This window comes from Anaeromicrobium sp. (assembly GCF_025210435.1).
Taxonomy (GTDB): Bacteria; Bacillota; Clostridia; order Peptostreptococcales; family Thermotaleaceae; genus Anaeromicrobium.
The window spans coordinates 18473-39067 of the sequence record NZ_JAOART010000038.1 but is presented as its reverse complement, the minus strand read 5'-3'; the positions used below and the strand labels follow the sequence as shown (position 1 = coordinate 39067).

Sequence of the window (20595 nt, the reverse complement as noted above, 5' to 3'; positions counted from 1 at the left end):
ATGACTTTAACATATATAGTATTATCAATTATTTCATGCTCAACATAGTCTAGATTTTTATCAAGCAATTTAATGAGTTCATCCATAACAGTAACCACGCTTTCATTTGATTGATAAAGATATTATGTCATAAATTTATCGACTTTTCAACCAACTTTGGAAAGAACCCAATTTTACTTGACAATCTACATATGATGCAACGGCGTTTTTTCAGATCATAAAAGTAAATTATTAATCTTCAAATAGAATCTCAGCAAAATTCATAGGATGCAACAGAGCCATCCCGTCGCATCCTCTTTTCTTATTTTTATAAGTATAAAACTCAACCGTATATTTTTCTTTAATAAGTAATGCCTTATGAACAATTAACTATTTGATTTATCTTGCAAACTAATTTTTTAACATGTTCGTAGTAACTTTTTACAGCAGCGAATGAAATATTATTATCTTTACCGTGAGCAATATTATTTCTATTGACATAAATACTTCCAATAGCATCTTTTTCATCATCATCAACCACATCTTCGTATTCATTCTCCCACTCATCATTAAACTCTTTTAGAAAGTTCTTAAGTTTTTGTGAGTTAAAATTGGTTTTATTCCTTATTTGCTTAGTAATATATCGGTTTAGATTTGGATGACCTTTATCCTTTGTATATCCTTCAAAAATGACTTTAATTGTATTTTCAAAATACCCAGAAACTAAAACACATAAATACTTTGAATATTCTGCTTTAAGTTCTATTTCATTATCTTTGTCAATTTTATCAATTAATTTAAATTTATTATCTAGCTTTTTTGATAGTTTATCTAGTTCTTTATTTGGCATTTTTTCTCCCCCAATTACTCAATAGACGAAAATGCATCAATCGCTAAAGTTAACCTTTTTGAAACCACATCTTTATCTGAGGTTCCTGCTGTAATGCTCTCAATATATTCTGGTATTTCCATAAGTTCATTGTACTTTCTAACATAATTCTCTATATCTATAATACTACCCTCTTCAAGACGCTTTGCAGTACCAATCATAACAGAGTCAAATACTGAAGCCTTAATCTGTTTTACAGGTCTGAATGCTTCTTTTCCTAATGCTCTGTATATAAAATTAACTGTATTAAAAAAAACTTTATTAAGTTCTTCTTTACTAACAACATCAAATTTCTTATTCTTCTTCATAAATTTATTCAAGAATCCTTTTAAAGGCTTTTCATAATTATTTAAATCATAGTAAAGAGCAAAGAATCTCAATATCAATTCTTGATCCTTCAACTTAATATTCGGTTTGCCATAAATATTCTTCCACTCTTTACTTAGTTGTAAAGTTCGTAAAAAATCACTAAACTCACCATTATATATACATACTCTTATCTCTTGAGGGGTTAGTTGAGTGCCTCCAGTATTTATTCTTTCAAAAATATAAAATACACTACTATCATCTTCACTTGGCTCATCTTGTTTAATTATGGTAGCATGAATTATAGATTCATCTATTTTTGCCTTATCATTTTCAGATAGTTCTTCATATGTTTTACCATCATAATTTGGATGAACATTGCGTAATTTAAATTTTCTTCCATTTGGCTCGAAAATTCCTTTATAAAAATATTGTAATGTCCTCAATCGTTGCTGACCATCAATTATAAGAAGCTTGGATGTTTCATCATCTTTTGATAAAAATATCCCTGGTATAGGTAGGCCCATAAGTAACGATTCTATAAGTCTTGATGCTTGATCTTGTTTCCATACATATTGTCTTTGAAAGTTTGGAATATAAATTCTACCTTTATTTAACTTGTTTACAAGACCTTCGACGTCATAATCAGCACCGTAACTCGTAATTGAATACTCCATAGTAATATCTTCTTCATCTACATCATCTTCAATATTATCTTTCTTTTCAAAAATCAACTCACAATAATCTCCGTTAGGAATAACATCCATCGAGTCAAATTTATCAATATATTCTTTTGTAACATCAATAACATCAACTGCATTAAAGAGTCGACTATCAATCAAGCTATAGGTATTCCAATCTCTATCATCATATAATCGTTTAGAGAAGTATGATAAATCACGTCCATCAACATTAACTTCTTCACTTTCAACAAATATTGACAGTAACATACTCATATATTTATCCCCAATTTCAATTAACTTAAGTTCTTTAAAATTCTGAAACTTATTATTAAACTCATCAATTCCATAAAATATGTCCTCATATTTCGTCTTGAAATTTAGTGTATTTCCATCGACATTTGGTCTGGCAATACGTAACTTAACCTTAAATATTTTTTGCATTATCTCTCCCCCATTTATGATTTAAATTTATTTTAACTATTAATAGTTTTTGTATTAATCTGAGATAGAATAAAAGATAAGGTTAATAATAACATTTTTAACTTCTATCCTATAATAGTGCATTTTATCTTCAATAAATTTCCAGTTAAATAACCAAACAGATATCTATGCTATTTTTAGAGCCTCGAAAATTTTAGAAATAGGTTCACCATTTAAAGCAGCAGAATATATTCTAACGACTTGAGATTTTTTTAAATTATTTCTTATACACTTAAATCCGTGGTTAAAATTAAAGATCTTTGATGAATACAATTTAGAGTAAGTATATGATAATAACATTATTAATAAATACCTAATGATACTCTTATTACTTCTAACTTGATATCCATTTAACCCTAAGTATCTTTTACTTTCTCTAAAAAATGGTTCTATAACCCACCTATCGGTGTAGATATTAAGAATCTCAATATCTGTTAAATCTGTATCTAGAGAAATAAAGGCTTTAAGGGCTCCTTTTACATGAAATTGTTCTTTGGGATAGCTTAATACAACTGAAACTTTTTTCATATCCTTCAATTTGCCAACATAGTTGTAGATATAATAATCCTTATTTCCGACTGTGACTAGGCCGAAGGCATTTTTATCTAAACTAAGGGCATAGCTATTAAGTCTAGCTCCTAAATCTTCATGTCCTTTGGGGAAGATTATTCTATTAGTTTTTACAGCACCAATATATTTAAAGCCAGCTTGTAAAGATGCAGTGAAAATTGTTTTACAACTATACCAGCTATCACATAAAACATATCCTTTAGATACAGGTGCAGGCAAAGACTTAATAATATTAACTGCTATATCTATCTTACTCATAACGTTTTTATCATAAATGCATATATCATAAGGTAAAACCAACCCATCGCAAGAAAGCAAGCAAGTAACGATTTGATGACCATAAACAGTTTTTCCCTTTAGATGAGAGTTGTGAAATGAACACTTGTCTATGGGATTTATAGCCTTTGACGAGGGCTTAGTTTTTTCCGAAATGGTATCATCAATAATTACATAAATAGGTTTGTTCGCTTTTTTAGATTTAGACCAAATTAAATCTATTACCCTAGACTTTAAAGCATTAAATAGTAATTGTTCATTCCACGAACTCTTAGATAAAAATCTTGTAATGCTAGTTCTATGCCTAGATGACATAGTTTTAGAAACATCATTAATTTTACCGTTAAAACCATCCATAAACATGGAGTTGATAATATTTTTTAAATGATTTATCTGTGGATTAGTAAGGTAGAAATTAAAATTTAATTCTTTCAGAAATTTGTCTAAAGATAATTGATTTGATATAATTGAGTTCTGAAACATTTATGCACACCACCTGTTATGTTTTTGTGTAGGAACTTAATTATAACAAGGTTTTGCATAAATGTTTTTTTATTTTATTTAACTGGAAATTTATTGAAGTGTTTTTGCACTTTTATAGTTCTATCTATACAAATTACTAGTACAATAATATTCTCAGTTTACTCTAATATACTTCCCTAAATAGTTACAAATTCCTTCAATTTTCGTTTTCTTTATTTCGACATCAAAGAGTTTTAAAAAGTCTTAAGTATTAAAAATTAAGTAGTTTTTAGAGCACTCTAATTAGTTTGGTTGAGTACCAAATATTAGTTAAACACCTAACATAATCCAACCCATCCACCCTATATTTTCTCTACCCTAATGACTCCCATAACCGAAAACAACTAGTATTTAATTGAAAAACAAGAAGAATAGAGTTATATCCACAGTGTAACTACGAATATTCAAATCCTTGGAACATATTTTAGAAAATATTGTATAAAAAAACCGCCATCACTTATGATACGGTTCACCGTATATAATTCTAAATTGTCACGACTTCACATCTACAATTATAGCATATGTTAAATAGCAAATTATACCATAATATAATTATAATAGTATCATATACTAACTACAAGAACGTATATTCGGAGGTGTTATATATCACTTCAGAAGAAAAAGCATATATCGCAGGAATAATTGACGGTGAAGGAAGTATCATGCTTATTAGATTCCATAAAAATCAATTTCCTTCTCCATGTGTATCAATATCTTCAACTACCCTAGAATTATTAGAATGGATAAAAAACAAAACCAATGTAGGTAATATAATAAGTAAGAAAAATTATGATCCTAATAAACATAAAAACTCATATACCTATATAGTAAAGTATAGAAATGCTATTAAATTTATAGAATATATAGAACCTTATTTAGTAATTGAATCTAAAAGGAAGAGAGCACAATTAATTCTTAATGAGTATGAATCAGTTACTCCTAGAAATGGGAGATATTCGGATGAAGCATTAAAATTAAAAGAAGAATTCTACGAAAGGTTTATATCTATCAAATAAATTATATTTCTAAACACTAAAAAACCGTATTGGATAATCCAATACGGTTGTATTTATTGGTGGAGGCGGTGGGACATATACTCCATAAGTTTCCTTATAGTACTGACTATATCATGAACTTCATTGAAGTCCTCTGGCGTGTTATGGAAGCTTAGTTTAGTTTGTATCTTCCATCCTAGTACCGCTTATCTAATGACTTAGCAGCCTATGAGTCGATAAGGAGCTGTTGAATTTCTTCACATACCCCTCGGTATTAGCTTAGCATATCTTATGCCTTAGCCTTCACCGATAAAGCCAGATTTTCACCTATGAATCACTTCATAGGGCGACTCTTTTTGAATCGAACCCACGTCCGAAAGCCCTGCAAAAATAGTTTCTCCGAGTACAGTCATTGTTTTAAATCTCGTAGATCAAAGCGCCCAATGACAGGCTTTTATCTCTACCAGCCCCAATTAGTCAACTAATAGGTCAAGGCACCCCCTAAAAGTAGTTCCCCACTCAAATGATGTTCAAGCCTAGATCGTGGGTCTCTAGGGTGAACAAGCAGCTTATATTATGCTGCTAATGCGTAATTATCGTTTGCATTTATATTTAGTTCCCCAGTTTTTTAAGGCGGACCCCAAGGAAAAACCTCCACTCGCTTCTATAAAATTCAGACCCCCGTCGAAACCTGTACGCCCCCATGTATGGGAACAAAAGTCTTTAATAAGACTTTTGTCTATTTCTTAGTTCTTTTTCTATTCGACGTTGTGCATCTTTCTTAGCCATGTCTTGTCTCTTGTCATGTAGCTTTTTACCTTTAGCTACTCCAATTTCTATTTTTATTAAACCCTTAGAAGTTATATATGCTTTAAGTGGAACTAATGTTAATCCATGTTGAGCAGTATAACCAATAAGTTTTGTAATCTCTTTTTTCTTTAAAAGTAGTTTTCTTGTTCTCATAGGATCAACATTGTATATGTTTCCCTTTTCATAAGGACTTATATTCATACCATATATGAATACTTCACCATTTTCTATCCTTGCGAAAGCTTCTTTTAAATTAATTTTTCCAAGTCTTATGGATTTTACTTCCGTTCCCTTTAAAACTATGCCTGCTTCAAAGGTTTCTTCTATAAAATACTCATGTCTTGCCTTTTTATTACTTGCTACTAATTTTCCAGATCCCATTTAAACACCTACTTTACTACTAGTAACGAATTTCATGATAACATAAATTCTATATCTTGTCAATTAATTAAGAACAAATTTTCGAATTCCGTGGGCTACTCCACTTTCATCATTAGATTTTGTAATATAATCTGCATGTTCCTTTACATAATCATCTGCATTATCCATGGCAACTCCTTTTCCCACATATCTAAGCATGGTAATGTCATTTTCATTATCACCAAAACAAATGATTTCTTCCTTATCCAGGTTGTATAACCTAGCTAAGTGCATAATGGCACTTGCCTTAGATACACCCCTGTTCATAATTTCTAGATTATTATGCCATGACTTACAGCATTCTACCGTTGCCATACTATCTAATTCTTTTCTTACCTTTTCCATAAGTGCACTATCTTCACTGATTAATTGAATCTTGTAAACATGTTCTTCTAAATTCTTAGCATTTTCATGACCATCTTCTACTACTATAATGTCTATTTTATCCTCTTCCTTTTGTTCATCATTCCATTCAGAATACTTAAGAGAACTATATACTAATTCTTCTGTGTAAAATCTATCAGCCGTATAATAGTGATAGTATACACCATATTTTCTAGCTACTTCTATTACCTTTAAGACATCTTCCTTTTCTAAATGATTTTCATATAATATTTCATCCGTTGCCATATCCCTAACTAGTGCTCCATTACAAGCTATAATTGGAGTTAATATACCTAAATTTTTTCCATATACCTTAGCTGATGTATATATTCTACCTGTGGCTATGGCCACACGCACATTTTTATCTATTGCTTCCCTTAGTGCCTCTTTATTTTCCCTTGTTACTTCATGGTTAGAATTTAATAATGTTCCATCCATATCACTTACTACAAGTTTGTACATAATAATTTCCTTCTTTCCTTTATCTATAATGAAATATTTAAGGCATATGAAAGAAATAAACTAGTCAGTTCTCTGAGGGATTTGGATTATTTTCAAGGCATGGTGAGCGAGCATATTAAACATATGTAAGCGATTCCATAACGAATAAAATAATTCAAATAACCAGTGAAATGACTAATTTATTTTTTGAATATGCCTAAAGTGGGAAATAAATTTCCCACTAGAATGTTTATTTATTATTTTTTTCTTTTAATAATTTAAAGTCAACTTCACGTCTTTCTATGTCAACCTTGTCAACTTTTATTTTAACCGTATCCCCTATTCTATAGGTCTTTTTAGTTCTCTCTCCTATGAAAGTTAGATTATCTTCATCATACACATAATAATCATCGTCCATTTCAGCAACTCTTATTAAGCCTTCTACCGTATTTTCTAATTCAATGAACATTCCAAAGGATACCACACTACTTACAATACCTTCAAATTCCTCACCAATAAATTGTAACATATATTCTGCTTTCTTTAAATCATCCGTTTCCCTTTCTGCTTCAACTGCAATTTTTTCCCTCTCAGAAGATATGTCTGCCACTTCTTGCACTATGGATTTTAGTTCCTTAATTCTCTTAGGATCTAGTTTTCCATGTAAAAATTCCTTAATGATTCTGTGTATCATTAAATCTGGATATCTTCTTATGGGCGATGTAAAGTGACAATAGTTTGTAGCAGCCAGTCCAAAGTGTCCACTATTTCCATGGGAATATCTAGCCTTTTTAAGGGATCTTAACATGAGAGTATTTATAATTCTCTCTTCCCTCTTTCCCTCTATCTTTCCAAGTAAATCCTGTAAGGATCGAGGGTGGATTTCATTAGTAATTCCCTTTAGGTGATATCCAAAGTTATGGATAAACTTATTAAAGTTTTCTATCTTCTCCACATCTGGTTCCTCATGGATTCTATAGACAAATGGTGTTTCTGTCCAATAGAAGTTCTCAGCCACAGTCTCATTACATATTAACATAAATTCTTCTATTATCCTATTGGCTATTCTTCTTTCTGCTTTTCTTATTTCCACAGGTTTTCCAGCTTCATCAAGTATTATTTTAGACTCATCAAAATCAAAATCTATACTTCCCCTAAGATCACGTCTACGTCTAAGTATTTTAGCTAGTTCTTTCATATTTTTAAAATCATCTATTAGATAATCATATTTTTTCATAAGTTCTTCATCTTCATGTTCTAATATATCTGATACATCTGTGTAAATCATTCTCTCACAAGTTTTAATTACACTTTCATATATTTCATGGTTTACTACTTTACCCTCTTTGTTTATTTCCATATTAACAGATAGGGTTAATCTATCTACCTTTGGATTTAAACTACATATTCCATTAGATAATCGCTTTGGTAGCATAGGTATAACCCTGTCTACTAGGTATACACTTGTACCTCTTTTTAAGGCCTCCTTATTCATCTTTGTGTGTTCTGTCACATAATGGGTAACATCTGCTATATGAACTCCAAGTAAATAGTTTCCATTATCTAATTTCTTTACACATACGGCATCATCTAAATCCTTTGCATCGGCTCCATCTATAGTTATTATTCTTTCATCTCTTAAGTCACGTCTTCCCTTAATATGTTCCTTAATTACCTCTTGAGGAATTTTATCTGCTTCATCTAATACCTTCTTTGGAAATTCTTCTGGTAGTTTAAACTGTCTTATAACAGATACTATATCCGTTCCCACATCATCCTTATGACCTAGTATTTCCGTTATCCTTCCTTCTGGGTTTCTTCTTTCTCCTGGCCATCTAGTAATTTCTACAACTACCTTATGTCCATCCTTAGCATTTTTAGTAAGACCCTTTGGAATGTATATATCCTTCCTAATTCTTTTATCATCTGGAACTACAAAACCAAAGTTTCTACTACTTTCAAATACACCTACGATTTCCGTATTAGATCTTTCTAATATTTCTAAAACTTCTGCCTCTTCCCTCTTACCTTCCTTTTTCTTCTTAGTAGGTCTACATAGTACCAGGTCATTATTCATAGCTCCATTCATGTCATCAGCAGATATGAATGCATCATCCCTATTTTCTAGTACTAAAAATCCATAGCCACGGTTTCCCATTTGAATTCTTCCAACTAATAAATTTTTCTTTTCTGGAATAGTATACTTATTCTTTTTAACTTTGATTATTTGACCCTTTGACTTCATTTCATCAAGGATAGTAAAGAATTGTCCCACATCTTCATTTTGTATATTAAAGATTTCTACTAACTCATGTTCCGATTTTGCTGAATACTCATCTTCTCTCATTTTTTCTATAATGTCTGATTTTGTAATCAATCTATTCACTCCATTTCCTGCAACTATGTAATAATAGTATATGTATTTTATTTTTTCCAGTTATCCTTCTTTTTAAGTATAGTCTACGAAATCTTAATAAGGTAAATTATGCAAAGAACATTAAGTATTAAAATTAAAGGAATTCCTATACTAAATTTTTTCTTTCTAGTTTTATGGCGAAAAATTTTCATACCCATATAGATACCATATACGCCTCCAATTAGACTATATATAAATAAGGTCTTCTCCTCTATTCTCCACTTATTTTTCTTCGCCTTATACTTATCTATACCCATTATTGAAAATGCCAAAATGTTTATAGACAATAAATATAAAATTATTACATTTTTTGTATGAAATTCCATATAATCCACCTTTATAGTATATAAAATTATAATTTCTTCTTCCTATTTTTTTATATAGATTTCGTAACACTAAGATTTCTTCATATAGTAACTTGCCTATGAGGGAAAATAGGCCCACATGAAGCAAGTTTATGAATACGAAATCTATAACATTAGTATTATATCATACTTCCCTTTAAAGAATATTGTGTTATACATAATTTATTGTAAATTCTACCTTATATTACTAATTTAGTGTTTCCCAGGAAATGAATCTGTGTATTAAAAAAGAGAGTGTATAAAATACACTCTCCTAATAGTTTAATTAAAACTTAATCATTCCACCAAACTTTAAGAATAATGGTGCGAATACTAATGATACGATAGTCATAAGCTTGATTAAGATGTTGATAGATGGTCCTGAAGTATCTTTGAATGGATCTCCAACAGTATCTCCAACTACAGCAGCCTTGTGAGCGTCGCTTCCTTTTCCACCATGGTGTCCTTCTTCAATGTACTTCTTAGCGTTATCCCAAGCTCCACCAGCGTTTGCCATCATGATAGCCATTAATACTCCTGATGCTAGGGCTCCAGCTAATAATCCACCTAATGCCTCTGTTCCCAATACGATACCAGTAGCTATTGGTGCAAGTACTGCCATAACTCCTGGAACCATCATTTCTTTTAAAGCAGATCCAGTACTGATGTCTACGCATCTAGCATAATCTGGAGTAGCTTTACCTTCCATAACTCCTGGGATTTCTCTAAATTGTCTTCTTACCTCTTCGATCATTTCGAATGCTGCTTTACCAACAGATTCCATAGTCATAGCAGAGAATAAGAACGGTAACATACCACCAATTAATAATCCAACAACAACTGTTGGCTTTAATATATCGATCATTTCTAAGTTAACAGCTTGTGAGTAAGATGCAAATAATGCAAGGGCAGTTAAAGCAGCAGATCCGATAGCGAATCCTTTACCCATAGCAGCTGTAGTATTTCCTACTGCATCTAGCTTATCAGTAATTTCTCTTACTTCACCTGGAAGTTCTGACATTTCTGCAATACCACCAGCGTTATCAGCGATAGGTCCATAAGCATCAACTGCAACTGTAATACCAGCTGTTGATAACATACCTACTGCTGATAATGCAATACCGTATAATCCAAAGAATTTATATGCTACTAAAATACCAACTGAGATAACTAATACTGGCCATGCAGTTGAGTACATACCTACTGCTAAACCACTAATAATAGTTGTAGCTGATCCTGTTTCAGATTGCTCAGCAATCTTCTTAACTGATTTATAGTCTCCAGAAGTATAAACTTCTGTAATCTTACCAATTATCATACCAGCAATTAATCCTGCAACTACTGCTGCAAATGCTCTTAAGTCTCCAATTAAAGAGTTACTTAAGAAGAATGTTCCAGCCACTACAAGGGCACCACTTACGTAAGTTCCTCTTTCAAGTGCGTGAGCTGGGTTAGTTTTTCCGTCTCCACCTTTAACAAATGTAGTACCTATAATAGATGCTATAATTCCTAATGCTGCTAATGCTAACGGGAAAACTGCTCCTTCTGGTCCTACTGCAACTAAACCTAATGTGATTGCAGATATGATAGAACCTACATATGACTCAAATAAGTCAGCTCCCATACCAGCCACGTCTCCAACATTGTCTCCAACGTTATCAGCGATAACTGCAGGGTTTCTTGGATCATCTTCTGGGATTCCTGCTTCTACCTTACCAACTAAGTCAGCTCCCACGTCTGCAGCCTTAGTGTAGATACCTCCCCCAACACGTGCAAATAATGCGATAGAAGAAGCTCCTAGTCCAAATCCAGTGATTATTTTAGGATCTCCAATTGTGTGGTATAGAAGTCCTATTCCTAGTAATCCTAAACCAACAACAGACATACCCATTACAGCACCACCACTAAATGCTACAGATAATGCCTTGTTCATACCACTTTCTCTTGCTGCATTTGCAGTTCTTACGTTTGCCTTAGTAGCAACCTTCATTCCTGCAAATCCTGCTAATGCTGAGAATACTGCTCCAATTACGAAACATACTGCTGTTAAAGGTCCAATTCCAACACCTAATACTACAGCTAAAATTCCAGCAAAAATTACCAATGTCTTGTACTCTCTTGTTAAGAAAGCCATAGAACCTTCTTGTATGTATGTAGAGATTTCTTTCATTCTATCTGTCCCTACATCAACGCTATTAATTCTTGACGTTAGCATGAACGCAAAAATTAACGCAACTACACCAACTACTGGTGCAAGTAAAACCATATTCATTTGTTATTTACCTCCCTTAATATACGTCAATTGTTTGATCTACTTTTGCAAGTAAACTAATACTATAGATGTAATTATAAAAGCACCAGCACCGATAGAAGTAATTTTACTTAAAGTATCTTCTAGTCCTCGTCCTCTTTTCTTTCCCATTAATTGCTCAGCTCCACCAGTTATAGAACCTGATAAACCTGCGCTTTTTCCAGATTGTAATAAGATACTAGCTATAAGTACTAAGCTTGCTAATACCTGGATAACCATAAAGAAAGTCTTCATTAGTATTACACCCCCTCGCATCATCAACATACCTATTTTAACACAGGAACTTAGTAAAATCAACATTATTCTATGTTTACAGAGTCCTTTGTTTTTCTGTATTCCTTCCTGTTTCCAGAAATATATAAATATTTTTTCTAAAAAAATAAAAGGGTAATTTCCATCACCCTTTTATTATTACTAGAATTTGTAAAAGTTATACTAATTATCTTAAGTTAAAGAATGCACTTCTTCCAGCATACTTAGAAGTAGCATCTAATAGGTCTTCTATTCTTAATAATTGGTTGTACTTAGCAACTCTATCAGTTCTTGATGGAGCACCAGTCTTGATTTGTCCAGCGTTAACTGCAACGGCAAAATCAGCTATAGTTGAGTCTTCACTTTCTCCAGATCTGTGAGATACTACAGCAGTATATCCAGCTCTGTTAGCCATTTGAATAGCATCTAAAGTCTCAGTAATAGTACCAATTTGGTTTAATTTGATTAATATAGAGTTACCAGTTCTTGCTTCAATACCTCTAGATAATCTTTCAGTGTTAGTAACGAATAAGTCATCTCCAACGATTTGGATCTTCTTACCTAACTTATCAGTCATTAACTTCCATCCATCCCAATCTTCTTCATCTAATCCATCTTCAATAGAGATAATAGGGAATTTTTCCACTAATTCAGCATAGAAGTCAACCATTTCAGCAGAAGTTCTAACTACACCTTCTCCTTTTAACTCATATACACCCTTTTCCTTGTTGTATAACTCAGTAGCAGCCACGTCAAGTGCTAACATTACGTCTTTTCCTGGCTCATATCCAGCTTTTTTAATAGCTTCTATGATTACTTCTAAAGCTTCTGCATTTGAAGTTAAGTTTGGAGCAAATCCACCCTCATCACCTACAGCAGTGTTTAATCCCTTAGACTTAAGTACTGATTTTAAGTTATGGAATACTTCAGCACCCATTCTTAATGCTTCTTTAAAGCTTTCAGCTCCCACTGGCATAACCATGAATTCTTGAATATCCACATTGTTATCAGCATGCTCTCCACCATTTAAAATGTTCATCATTGGAGTTGGTAAAGTCTTAGCATTTACTCCTCCTAAGTATTGGAATAAAGGCATTTCTAGTGACTTAGCTGCAGCTTTAGCAGTTGCCATAGAAACTCCAAGGATTGCGTTAGCTCCTAATTTCCCCTTGTTATTAGTTCCATCTAACTCAATCATAGTCATATCGATTCCAATTTGGTCTAATGCATCCATTCCTATGATTTCTTCAGCAATAATTTCATTTACATTATCTACTGCCTTTTGTACGCCTTTTCCTAAAAATCTTCCCTTATCTCCATCTCTTAATTCAACAGCTTCGAAAGCTCCTGTTGAAGCTCCAGATGGAACGATAGCAGATCCCATAGTTCCGTCTTCTAAGTATACTTCCACCTCTACAGTTGGGTTACCTCTTGAATCTAATACTTCTCTTCCGTATATTTCTACTATAGTAGTTGACATATTTATAGTCTCCTTTCCGTAATAAAGTTAATATTAATATTTTACTAAAGCTACAAAATCATCAGTCTTTAAGCTTGCTCCTCCTACTAATGCACCATCAATGTCTGATTGAGACATGATCTCAGATACATTGGCAGGCTTAACGCTTCCACCATACTGAATTCTCACTTTGTCTGCCTTTTCTTGTCCATATAATTTAACTACTGTGTTTCTAATTTCAGCAATAACTTCATTAGCTTGTTCTGGAGTTGCAGTTTTACCTGTTCCAATGGCCCAAATAGGCTCGTAAGCTAATACTACCTTCTCAATATGATCAGCAGATACAGTTTCTAATCCTGCAATTACTTGTCCATTAACCACATCATTAGTTTTTCCTTCTTCTCTTTGCTCTAGAGTTTCTCCAATACACATGATTGGTAAAATTCCATGGGATAAGGCAGATAATACTTTCTTGTTTACAGTTTCATCTGTTTCATTAAAGTATTGTCTTCTTTCAGAGTGGCCAAGTACACAGTACTCAACTCCTAAGTCCTTTAACATTATTGGAGATATTTCACCAGTGAATGCACCCTTCTCTTCCCAGTGCATGTTTTGAGCAGCCACATTAACATTAGTTCCCTTTGTAACTTCCTTCAATGCTGGTAATAAAAGAGCTGGTGCACAAATTACCACATCTACTGTGGGATCTTTAACTTGGTCCTTAATACCATTTACAAAATCTACTGCTTCACCAATAGTCTTATGCATTTTCCAGTTTCCAGCTATTATTGGTTTTCTCATCATTTTCCCCTCCTGCAAACTTATGTAGTCTTATTTATCTTCAAGTGCTGCAATTCCTGGAAGTTCTTTTCCTTCTAAGAATTCTAAAGATGCTCCACCACCTGTTGATATATGAGTCATCTTATGAGCGTATCCTAATTGCTCAACTGCAGCAGCACTATCTCCACCACCTATTATAGTAGTTCCCGCACATTCTGCAACAGCCTTTGCCACATCTTTAGTTCCAACTGCAAATGCAGGCATTTCAAATACTCCCATTGGTCCGTTCCATACAACAGTCTTAGCATTCTTAATTGCATCAGAGAAAAGTTCTACAGACTTTGGCCCTACGTCTAGTCCCATCATGTCTGTAGGCATATTGTCTCCATGAACAGTCTTATTCTCAGCATCAGCTTTGAATTCTTTAGCTACAACTACATCTACAGGTAGCAACATATCTACTCCCTTTTCCTCAGCCTTAGCCATTAATTCTTTAGCTAAATCTATTTTATCAGATTCAAGTAGTGATGTTCCTACTTCATATCCTTTAGCCTTTAAGAAAGTAAATGCCATTCCTCCACCAATAATTAGTGCATCTACCTTTTCAATTAAGTTTTGGATTACTCCTATCTTATCACTTACCTTAGCACCACCTAAAATTGAAACGAAAGGTCTTTGTGGAGTAGATAGGGCATCTCCCATAATTTTCACTTCTTTTTCTATTAAGTATCCTGCCACAGCTGGTAAATAGTCAGCTACTCCCGCAGTAGATGCGTGAGCTCTATGTGCAGTTCCGAATGCATCATTTACAAACACGTCAGCTAGAGATGCTAATTCTTTAGCATACTCAGGGTCATTCTTAGTGTCCTTTCTGAAACGAACATTTTCAAGTAATACAACGTCCCCTTCTTTCATTTCAGAAGTTGCCTTCTTAGCACTTTCTCCAACTACCACATCATCAGCAGCAAAAGTTACTTCTTGACCTAGTAATTGAGCTAATCTAACAGCCACTGGTTCAAGACTAAATTCCTTTTTAGGCTCTCCCTTTGGTCTTCCTAAATGAGACATTAAAATAACCTTAGCCTTATTTTCAACTAAGTATTTAATAGTTGGCAATGCACCTTTAATTCTGATGTCATCAGTAATATTCTTATTTTCGTCCATAGGTACATTAAAGTCACATCTTACTAAAACTTTTTTACCACTTACTTGAATATCTTCTATAGTTTTCTTCACCAATTCGTTCACCTCTATATAGTATATTTAAAACTATTATAAAGAGTCCAATTCAACCTATGAATTGGACTCTTTATATTTTTTAAAGACCTCTTTCGATAAGGTAGCTTATTAAGTCTACTACTCTTGTAGAGTATCCCCACTCATTATCATACCAAGATACGATTTTAGCAAGTTTTCCTTCCATAACCATAGTTGATAATCCATCTACGATTGAAGATCTTGAATCTTTTCTATAGTCAATAGATACTAAAGGCTCATCACTGAATCCTAAGATTCCCTTTAATTGACCTTCAGCCGCTGCTTTTAACTTAGAGTTAATTTCTTCAGCAGTAGTTTCTTTTTCAAGTTCAACAACTAAATCTACAACAGAAACTGTAGGAGTTGGAACTCTCATAGCCATTCCGTTTAATTTTCCCTTTAATTGAGGCAATACTAATGCAACTGCAGCAGCAGCTCCAGTAGTTGTTGGGATAATAGACTCAGCAGCAGCTCTTGCTCTTCTTAAGTCCGCATGCGGTGCATCTAATGTATTTTGATCATTAGTATAAGCATGAACTGTAGTCATCAATCCAGTTTTAATTCCAAAGTTTTCGTCTATTATTTTAGCAAATGGTGCTAAACAGTTAGTAGTACAAGATGCATTTGAGATTACGTGATCTGTCTCAGGATTGTAGTCTCCTTCGTTAACTCCTAATACTACAGTAACATCTTCATTCTTAGCAGGTGCAGAAATGATTACTTTCTTAGCCCCAGCTTTAATGTGCTTTTCAGCTTTAGACTTTTCTCTAAAGAACCCAGTAGATTCAACAACTACATCTATTCCTAGTTCTCCCCAAGGTAAGTTTTCAGGATCCCTTTCAGCGAAGATCTTAATTTCTTTACCATCTACTACCATAGCTCCTTCTTTAACTTCTACACTTAAATCAAACTTTCCAAAACAACTGTCATACTTTAATAAGTGAGCTAATGTCTTAGCATCAGTTAAATCGTTTATAGCAACTACCTCAAATTTCTTGTCTGCTCTCTCCATAGCAATTTTAAATGCATTTCTTCCAATTCTTCCAAAACCGTTAATAGCAACTTTTACAGTCATGTTAATCCTCCTTAACTCTTATAAAACTTAAATTTTTTTAAAAATTTCTTTTGCTAATCCCTCGTCTATGACCAAGACCAGGTTTTTATTTAATTTGCTAATTGCAATTATTGCCTCTGCCTTTTGATTTCCACATGCAGCTCCTATGGGATGTTCTAACTCCTTATAGTGATTTAGGCTCACACCTATGGTGTTTACCTCTTCTACTATTTCTCCATTTTTATCAAAATAGTATCCGAAGGCCTCTGCCACTGCACCCTTTTTAATAATATTTTCTATCTTTTCCACTTCAGTACCCCTATTGTTAGCCATCTTATCGGCCCTACCTATTCCAAATATTAGGGTTTCAATCTTCTTTATGTACTCTACCACTTCTTTAATATATGGATCTTTAATTAACTTATCTATTAGTTCCTTTGATATATTATCAGATACATGTAGTAATCTATAACTTGCTTTTAATTTTTCTGCCAAGGTAGCTGCTATGGTATTAGATTGCTTTTCAACACTTCTACCAAGGCCTCCACGACCTGGAACTACTACCACATTCTTATTTTTGTTATTTTCAGAACTTACACCTTCAGCAACCATTTGCATGGTCTTTCCTCCAGTTATTCCTATTATCATTTCCTTAGTTAGTATGCTTTTCAAATAATTAGCAGCTGTCTTTCCAACTTCTTTTATAACAGATTCATCTTCATCATAAGAATCCATTACAATTAAAACTTTTCTTACATTTAATTTATCCTTTAGAGTATCTTCAAGGTCATGTAGCTTTCTCCTATCGTAAACGAAATCTTTTAGCACTCCTAGACTATTTTTCCCAAATTCAGTAGTATTCATTCCACTAGAATGTATTTCTATAAAGCCTTGTTCCTTTAGGATGTTTACTTCTGATCTTACTATCCTTTCTCCAATTTCCAAAATCTGAGAAAGACTTCTTCTTCCTATGGGTTGATTTTTCTCAATTTGCCTTAGTATCTCATATCTTCTAGGAAAGATTTCATTCAGCTCCGGTGCTAACTTTTTACCTATCTGAATAATTTCTTCCATATATCCATTGCTATTTTCATATTTTAGCAATCTTATTCCTCATTTCTAACAATTGTGTCGGGACCATTTCAGCCCGTATAGTCATTTGCTGTCCCGCCTGCTTATAGATTATCATAAATAGATATAAATGGCAATACGGAAATTTTAATTTTAAGGTGCCTTTATTCTGCCTTTTCAAAGGTAATATTTCCGTATGCCTGTTACACCATAAGGTAACAGTTTTTCCTTCTTTTACCTAATCTATAAATTAGTTTTAGTAAATAATTAATTATTATTCCTTTATATGAAATTTTCAATATATTTTCCTGAAATAGGTCCAAATAAAAAAGAGTATAATAAAGACACTTATCTTTATCATACCCTTTTGTTTTAGTTAAAATCGCTTTCTTTTTGATGAAGATTGTATCTTCATCTCATCCCTATATTTAGCAACAGTTCTCCTAGATATATTTATACCCTTTTTCTTTAATATGTCCGATATGGCCTGATCGCTAAGGGGTTTTTTCTGATTCTCATTATCTATTAAATCTTTTATTATGGTCTTTATACTTTGTGATGAAACACCTTCTCCCATCTGATTAGATACGCCACTTGAAAAGAAAAATTTTATTTCAAAAACCCCCCTTGGAGTCTGCATATACTTTCCATTTACAGCTCTACTCACTGTAGATTCGTGAACTCCCACTTCATTGGCTATTTTCTTCAACGTAAGGGGCTTTAGGTACTTCCTTCCATAATCAAAAAAATCCTTTTGATATTCAACTATGGCACTTACCACATTAAATATGGTCTGCCTTCTTTGTTCTATACTTTTTATTAACCACATGGCCGAGTTTAATTTTTCATTTAAAAATTTAGACGTATTTGAACTCTTTTCTGAATTTAACAATATCCTTTTATAATATGGACTTACAGAAAGTCTTGGTGCTGTAGAATCGTTAACAAGTACCACATATTCATCGTCAATTTTTTCTACATTCACATCTGGTGTTATATATTTTATATCTTTTTTCGATGCGAATAATCGTCCTGGTTTAGGCTCTAAAGTCTTTATAAAATCTGAGATTTCTTGTATTTTTTTAATATCTATATTTAGATCTTTTCCTATATTAGCAAGTTTATTGTCAGCAATATGATTTAAATGACCTTCTATTACCTTTTTTATAGTGTCATCTTCAATACCCATTTGCTCCACTTGTATTAAAAGACATTCTTTTAAACTTCTAGCACCAACCCCTACTGGATCAAAGGTTTGTATTAAAGACAAAACATTTCCTATTATGCCTTCATCCTTCAAAATGCTTTTACTAATTTCTTCTATACCTATATTTAAGTATCCATTATTATTTAAAGATTCGATTAAATATTTTCCTATTTCCATTTCTTCTTCATTTAACATGGAAAATTGTAATTGAAATAACAAATGATCTGTTAAAGATGTCTCTGAAGATACAAATTGTTCAAAAGAAACTTCTTCATCCTTTGACTTATTGTAAGTACTTTTATAACTTATATCATCATATTCTTTAAAGTATTCTTTCCAATCTATATCCTTCTTCTCCTGTTTTTCTTCCTTTTGTTTTCCTAATTCAACACTTTTATCTTGTATATTTTCTTGCACATTAGGCACATCTATAACAGGATTAGTCATTATTTCTTCATTAATAAAATTATTTAACTCTTGATAATTGAATTGAAGGATTTGTATAGATTGCTTCAACTCCGGTGTCATAACTAGCTTTTGAATTTGTTCCACATTCAAACTAATACCTAAATGCACCTTTAATCACCGTCCTCTTCTGTCCCTTCATTTCTTTCATAATCTTTTTTGCCACATTATAATTATAGCACTAAACCTATCTTTATTAAAGGTGGTTAGAAAAATGGACAAAAAAAAGATAGGTTTAAAAACCTATCTTTATCTTTCTCTTTATCTCTTATCCTTTTCATATGGGGCGCCATTAGCAGCTGGTGCAGATGTCTTTCCCCCAAATCCGATTAATACAAATATGGTTACTACATATGGAATCATGGATAACAGATGTGTTGAAATTCCTGCTCCCGCTTCTGTTCCACCTAAGTAAATTTGTATTGCAGTAGTTGCACCAAATAGTAAACATGCTACTAATGCTCCTTGTGGCTTCCACTTACCAAATATCATGGCTGCTAGGGCTATGAACCCTTGACCAGATATTAATGTCGGTCTAAAGTTTGCAACAATGGCCATACTCAATGATGCTCCACCAAATCCTGCTAATACACCAGATAATATAACTGAAAAATATCTGATTTTATATACATTAATACCTAATGTATCTGCTGCCTTTGGATGCTCACCTACAGCTCTTATTCTAAGACCTAATTTAGTTCTATACAATACATACCAAGATAGAGCTACTAAGAAAAATGCAAAGTATACAGTTGAAAATTGGTCAAATACAGATGCAAGCATTGGACTATCCTTTAATAAGCCATGAAGTGGTCTTGATATTTTAGACTCAAGGGGTAATGCAGGAGTAGTTGTAGATCCAAATAATCTACGAGCTAAGAATATGCCCACACCTCCACCTAAAAAGTTAATTGCAATACCTGATATAACTTGATCTGCCTTAAAGTTTATGGATGCTACAGCATGCATAAGTCCAAATAGTCCACCGGCAATACCAGCTATTATGAAACCTAATACAGGTACCCACCAAACGTTACCGAATGATTCTTGTAGTAAAAATGCTGATGCTGTTCCTGCAAAGGCTCCTATAGTCATCATACCTTCAATACCAATATTTACAACACCACTGTTTTCTGAAAATACACCTGCTAATGCTCCATATATAAGAGGAGTACAATACATAAGGGTAGTTCCAAGTATAATTGCTAAATCTCTTAATTCCAT

At 32.9% G+C, this 20595-nt stretch carries 17 protein-coding genes and 1 other RNA gene; 1 reads left to right on the top strand and 17 read right to left on the bottom strand.

What is annotated here, in order from left to right:
* Positions 1-355 precede the first annotated feature (355 nt).
* From N4A57_RS04590 to N4A57_RS04580, 3 genes are all read right to left on the bottom strand, one after another.
* On the bottom strand, positions 356-829 hold the full coding sequence (locus N4A57_RS04590) for a HEPN domain-containing protein (protein WP_293656411.1): 474 nt from the start codon (positions 827-829) through the stop codon (positions 356-358).
* 14 nt (positions 830-843) lie between these two features.
* Entirely contained in the window at positions 844-2298 is a 1455-nt protein-coding gene (locus N4A57_RS04585) for a DUF262 domain-containing protein (RefSeq protein WP_293656410.1), read from the bottom strand.
* Positions 2299-2463: 165 nt separating this feature from the next.
* Entirely contained in the window at positions 2464-3666 is a 1203-nt protein-coding gene (locus tag N4A57_RS04580; RefSeq protein ID WP_293656409.1) for an IS701 family transposase, read from the bottom strand.
* Between the two features lie 560 nt (positions 3667-4226).
* On the opposite strand from N4A57_RS04580, the gene N4A57_RS04575 reads away from it, so the two are divergent.
* Positions 4227-4721, top strand: coding sequence for an LAGLIDADG family homing endonuclease (locus N4A57_RS04575; RefSeq protein ID WP_330671449.1), 495 nt, complete (start codon positions 4227-4229; stop codon positions 4719-4721).
* 336 nt (positions 4722-5057) lie between these two features.
* Here N4A57_RS04575 and ssrA read toward each other — a convergent pair.
* From ssrA to N4A57_RS04505, 14 genes are all read right to left on the bottom strand, one after another.
* Positions 5058-5395: a transfer-messenger RNA gene (gene ssrA, locus N4A57_RS04570) on the bottom strand.
* A 28-nt stretch (positions 5396-5423) separates the two neighbouring features.
* Positions 5424-5891, bottom strand: a complete 468-nt coding sequence (gene smpB, locus N4A57_RS04565) for an SsrA-binding protein SmpB (RefSeq protein ID WP_293656408.1) — start codon at positions 5889-5891, stop codon at positions 5424-5426.
* Between the two features lie 63 nt (positions 5892-5954).
* Complete coding sequence (locus tag N4A57_RS04560) at positions 5955-6776, bottom strand: Cof-type HAD-IIB family hydrolase (protein WP_293656407.1); 822 nt, start codon at positions 6774-6776, stop codon at positions 5955-5957.
* A gap of 229 nt (positions 6777-7005) precedes the next feature.
* The gene (gene rnr / locus N4A57_RS04555; protein ID WP_293656406.1) at positions 7006-9141 is read right to left on the bottom strand and encodes a ribonuclease R; all 2136 of its coding nucleotides are present in this window, start codon (positions 9139-9141) and stop codon (positions 7006-7008) included.
* Positions 9142-9215: 74 nt separating this feature from the next.
* On the bottom strand, positions 9216-9497 hold the full coding sequence (locus N4A57_RS18590) for a DUF1294 domain-containing protein (RefSeq protein ID WP_293656405.1): 282 nt from the start codon (positions 9495-9497) through the stop codon (positions 9216-9218).
* A 304-nt stretch (positions 9498-9801) separates the two neighbouring features.
* Positions 9802-11787 (bottom strand): sodium-translocating pyrophosphatase, encoded by a 1986-nt coding sequence (locus N4A57_RS04545; protein ID WP_293656404.1) that lies wholly within the window; start codon positions 11785-11787, stop codon positions 9802-9804.
* Positions 11788-11826: 39 nt separating this feature from the next.
* Positions 11827-12060 (bottom strand): preprotein translocase subunit SecG, encoded by a 234-nt coding sequence (gene secG, locus N4A57_RS04540; RefSeq protein WP_293656403.1) that lies wholly within the window; start codon positions 12058-12060, stop codon positions 11827-11829.
* A gap of 205 nt (positions 12061-12265) precedes the next feature.
* The gene (gene eno, locus N4A57_RS04535; protein ID WP_293656402.1) at positions 12266-13558 is read right to left on the bottom strand and encodes a phosphopyruvate hydratase; all 1293 of its coding nucleotides are present in this window, start codon (positions 13556-13558) and stop codon (positions 12266-12268) included.
* Between the two features lie 33 nt (positions 13559-13591).
* Positions 13592-14338 carry a triose-phosphate isomerase gene (gene tpiA / locus N4A57_RS04530; protein ID WP_293656401.1) on the bottom strand — a complete coding sequence of 249 codons (747 nt, stop codon included), beginning with the start codon at positions 14336-14338 and terminating at the stop codon, positions 13592-13594.
* A 30-nt stretch (positions 14339-14368) separates the two neighbouring features.
* The gene (locus tag N4A57_RS04525) at positions 14369-15565 is read right to left on the bottom strand and encodes a phosphoglycerate kinase (protein WP_334303714.1); all 1197 of its coding nucleotides are present in this window, start codon (positions 15563-15565) and stop codon (positions 14369-14371) included.
* Between the two features lie 70 nt (positions 15566-15635).
* Complete coding sequence (gene gap, locus N4A57_RS04520) at positions 15636-16649, bottom strand: type I glyceraldehyde-3-phosphate dehydrogenase (RefSeq protein ID WP_293656399.1); 1014 nt, start codon at positions 16647-16649, stop codon at positions 15636-15638.
* A 27-nt stretch (positions 16650-16676) separates the two neighbouring features.
* Complete coding sequence (locus tag N4A57_RS04515; RefSeq protein WP_293656398.1) at positions 16677-17732, bottom strand: sugar-binding transcriptional regulator; 1056 nt, start codon at positions 17730-17732, stop codon at positions 16677-16679.
* Between the two features lie 343 nt (positions 17733-18075).
* Entirely contained in the window at positions 18076-19482 is a 1407-nt protein-coding gene (gene rpoN, locus N4A57_RS04510; protein ID WP_293656397.1) for an RNA polymerase factor sigma-54, read from the bottom strand.
* Positions 19483-19632: 150 nt separating this feature from the next.
* A complete protein-coding gene (locus N4A57_RS04505; protein WP_293656396.1) occupies positions 19633-20595 on the bottom strand; it encodes an ABC transporter permease in 963 nt (320 codons plus the stop codon).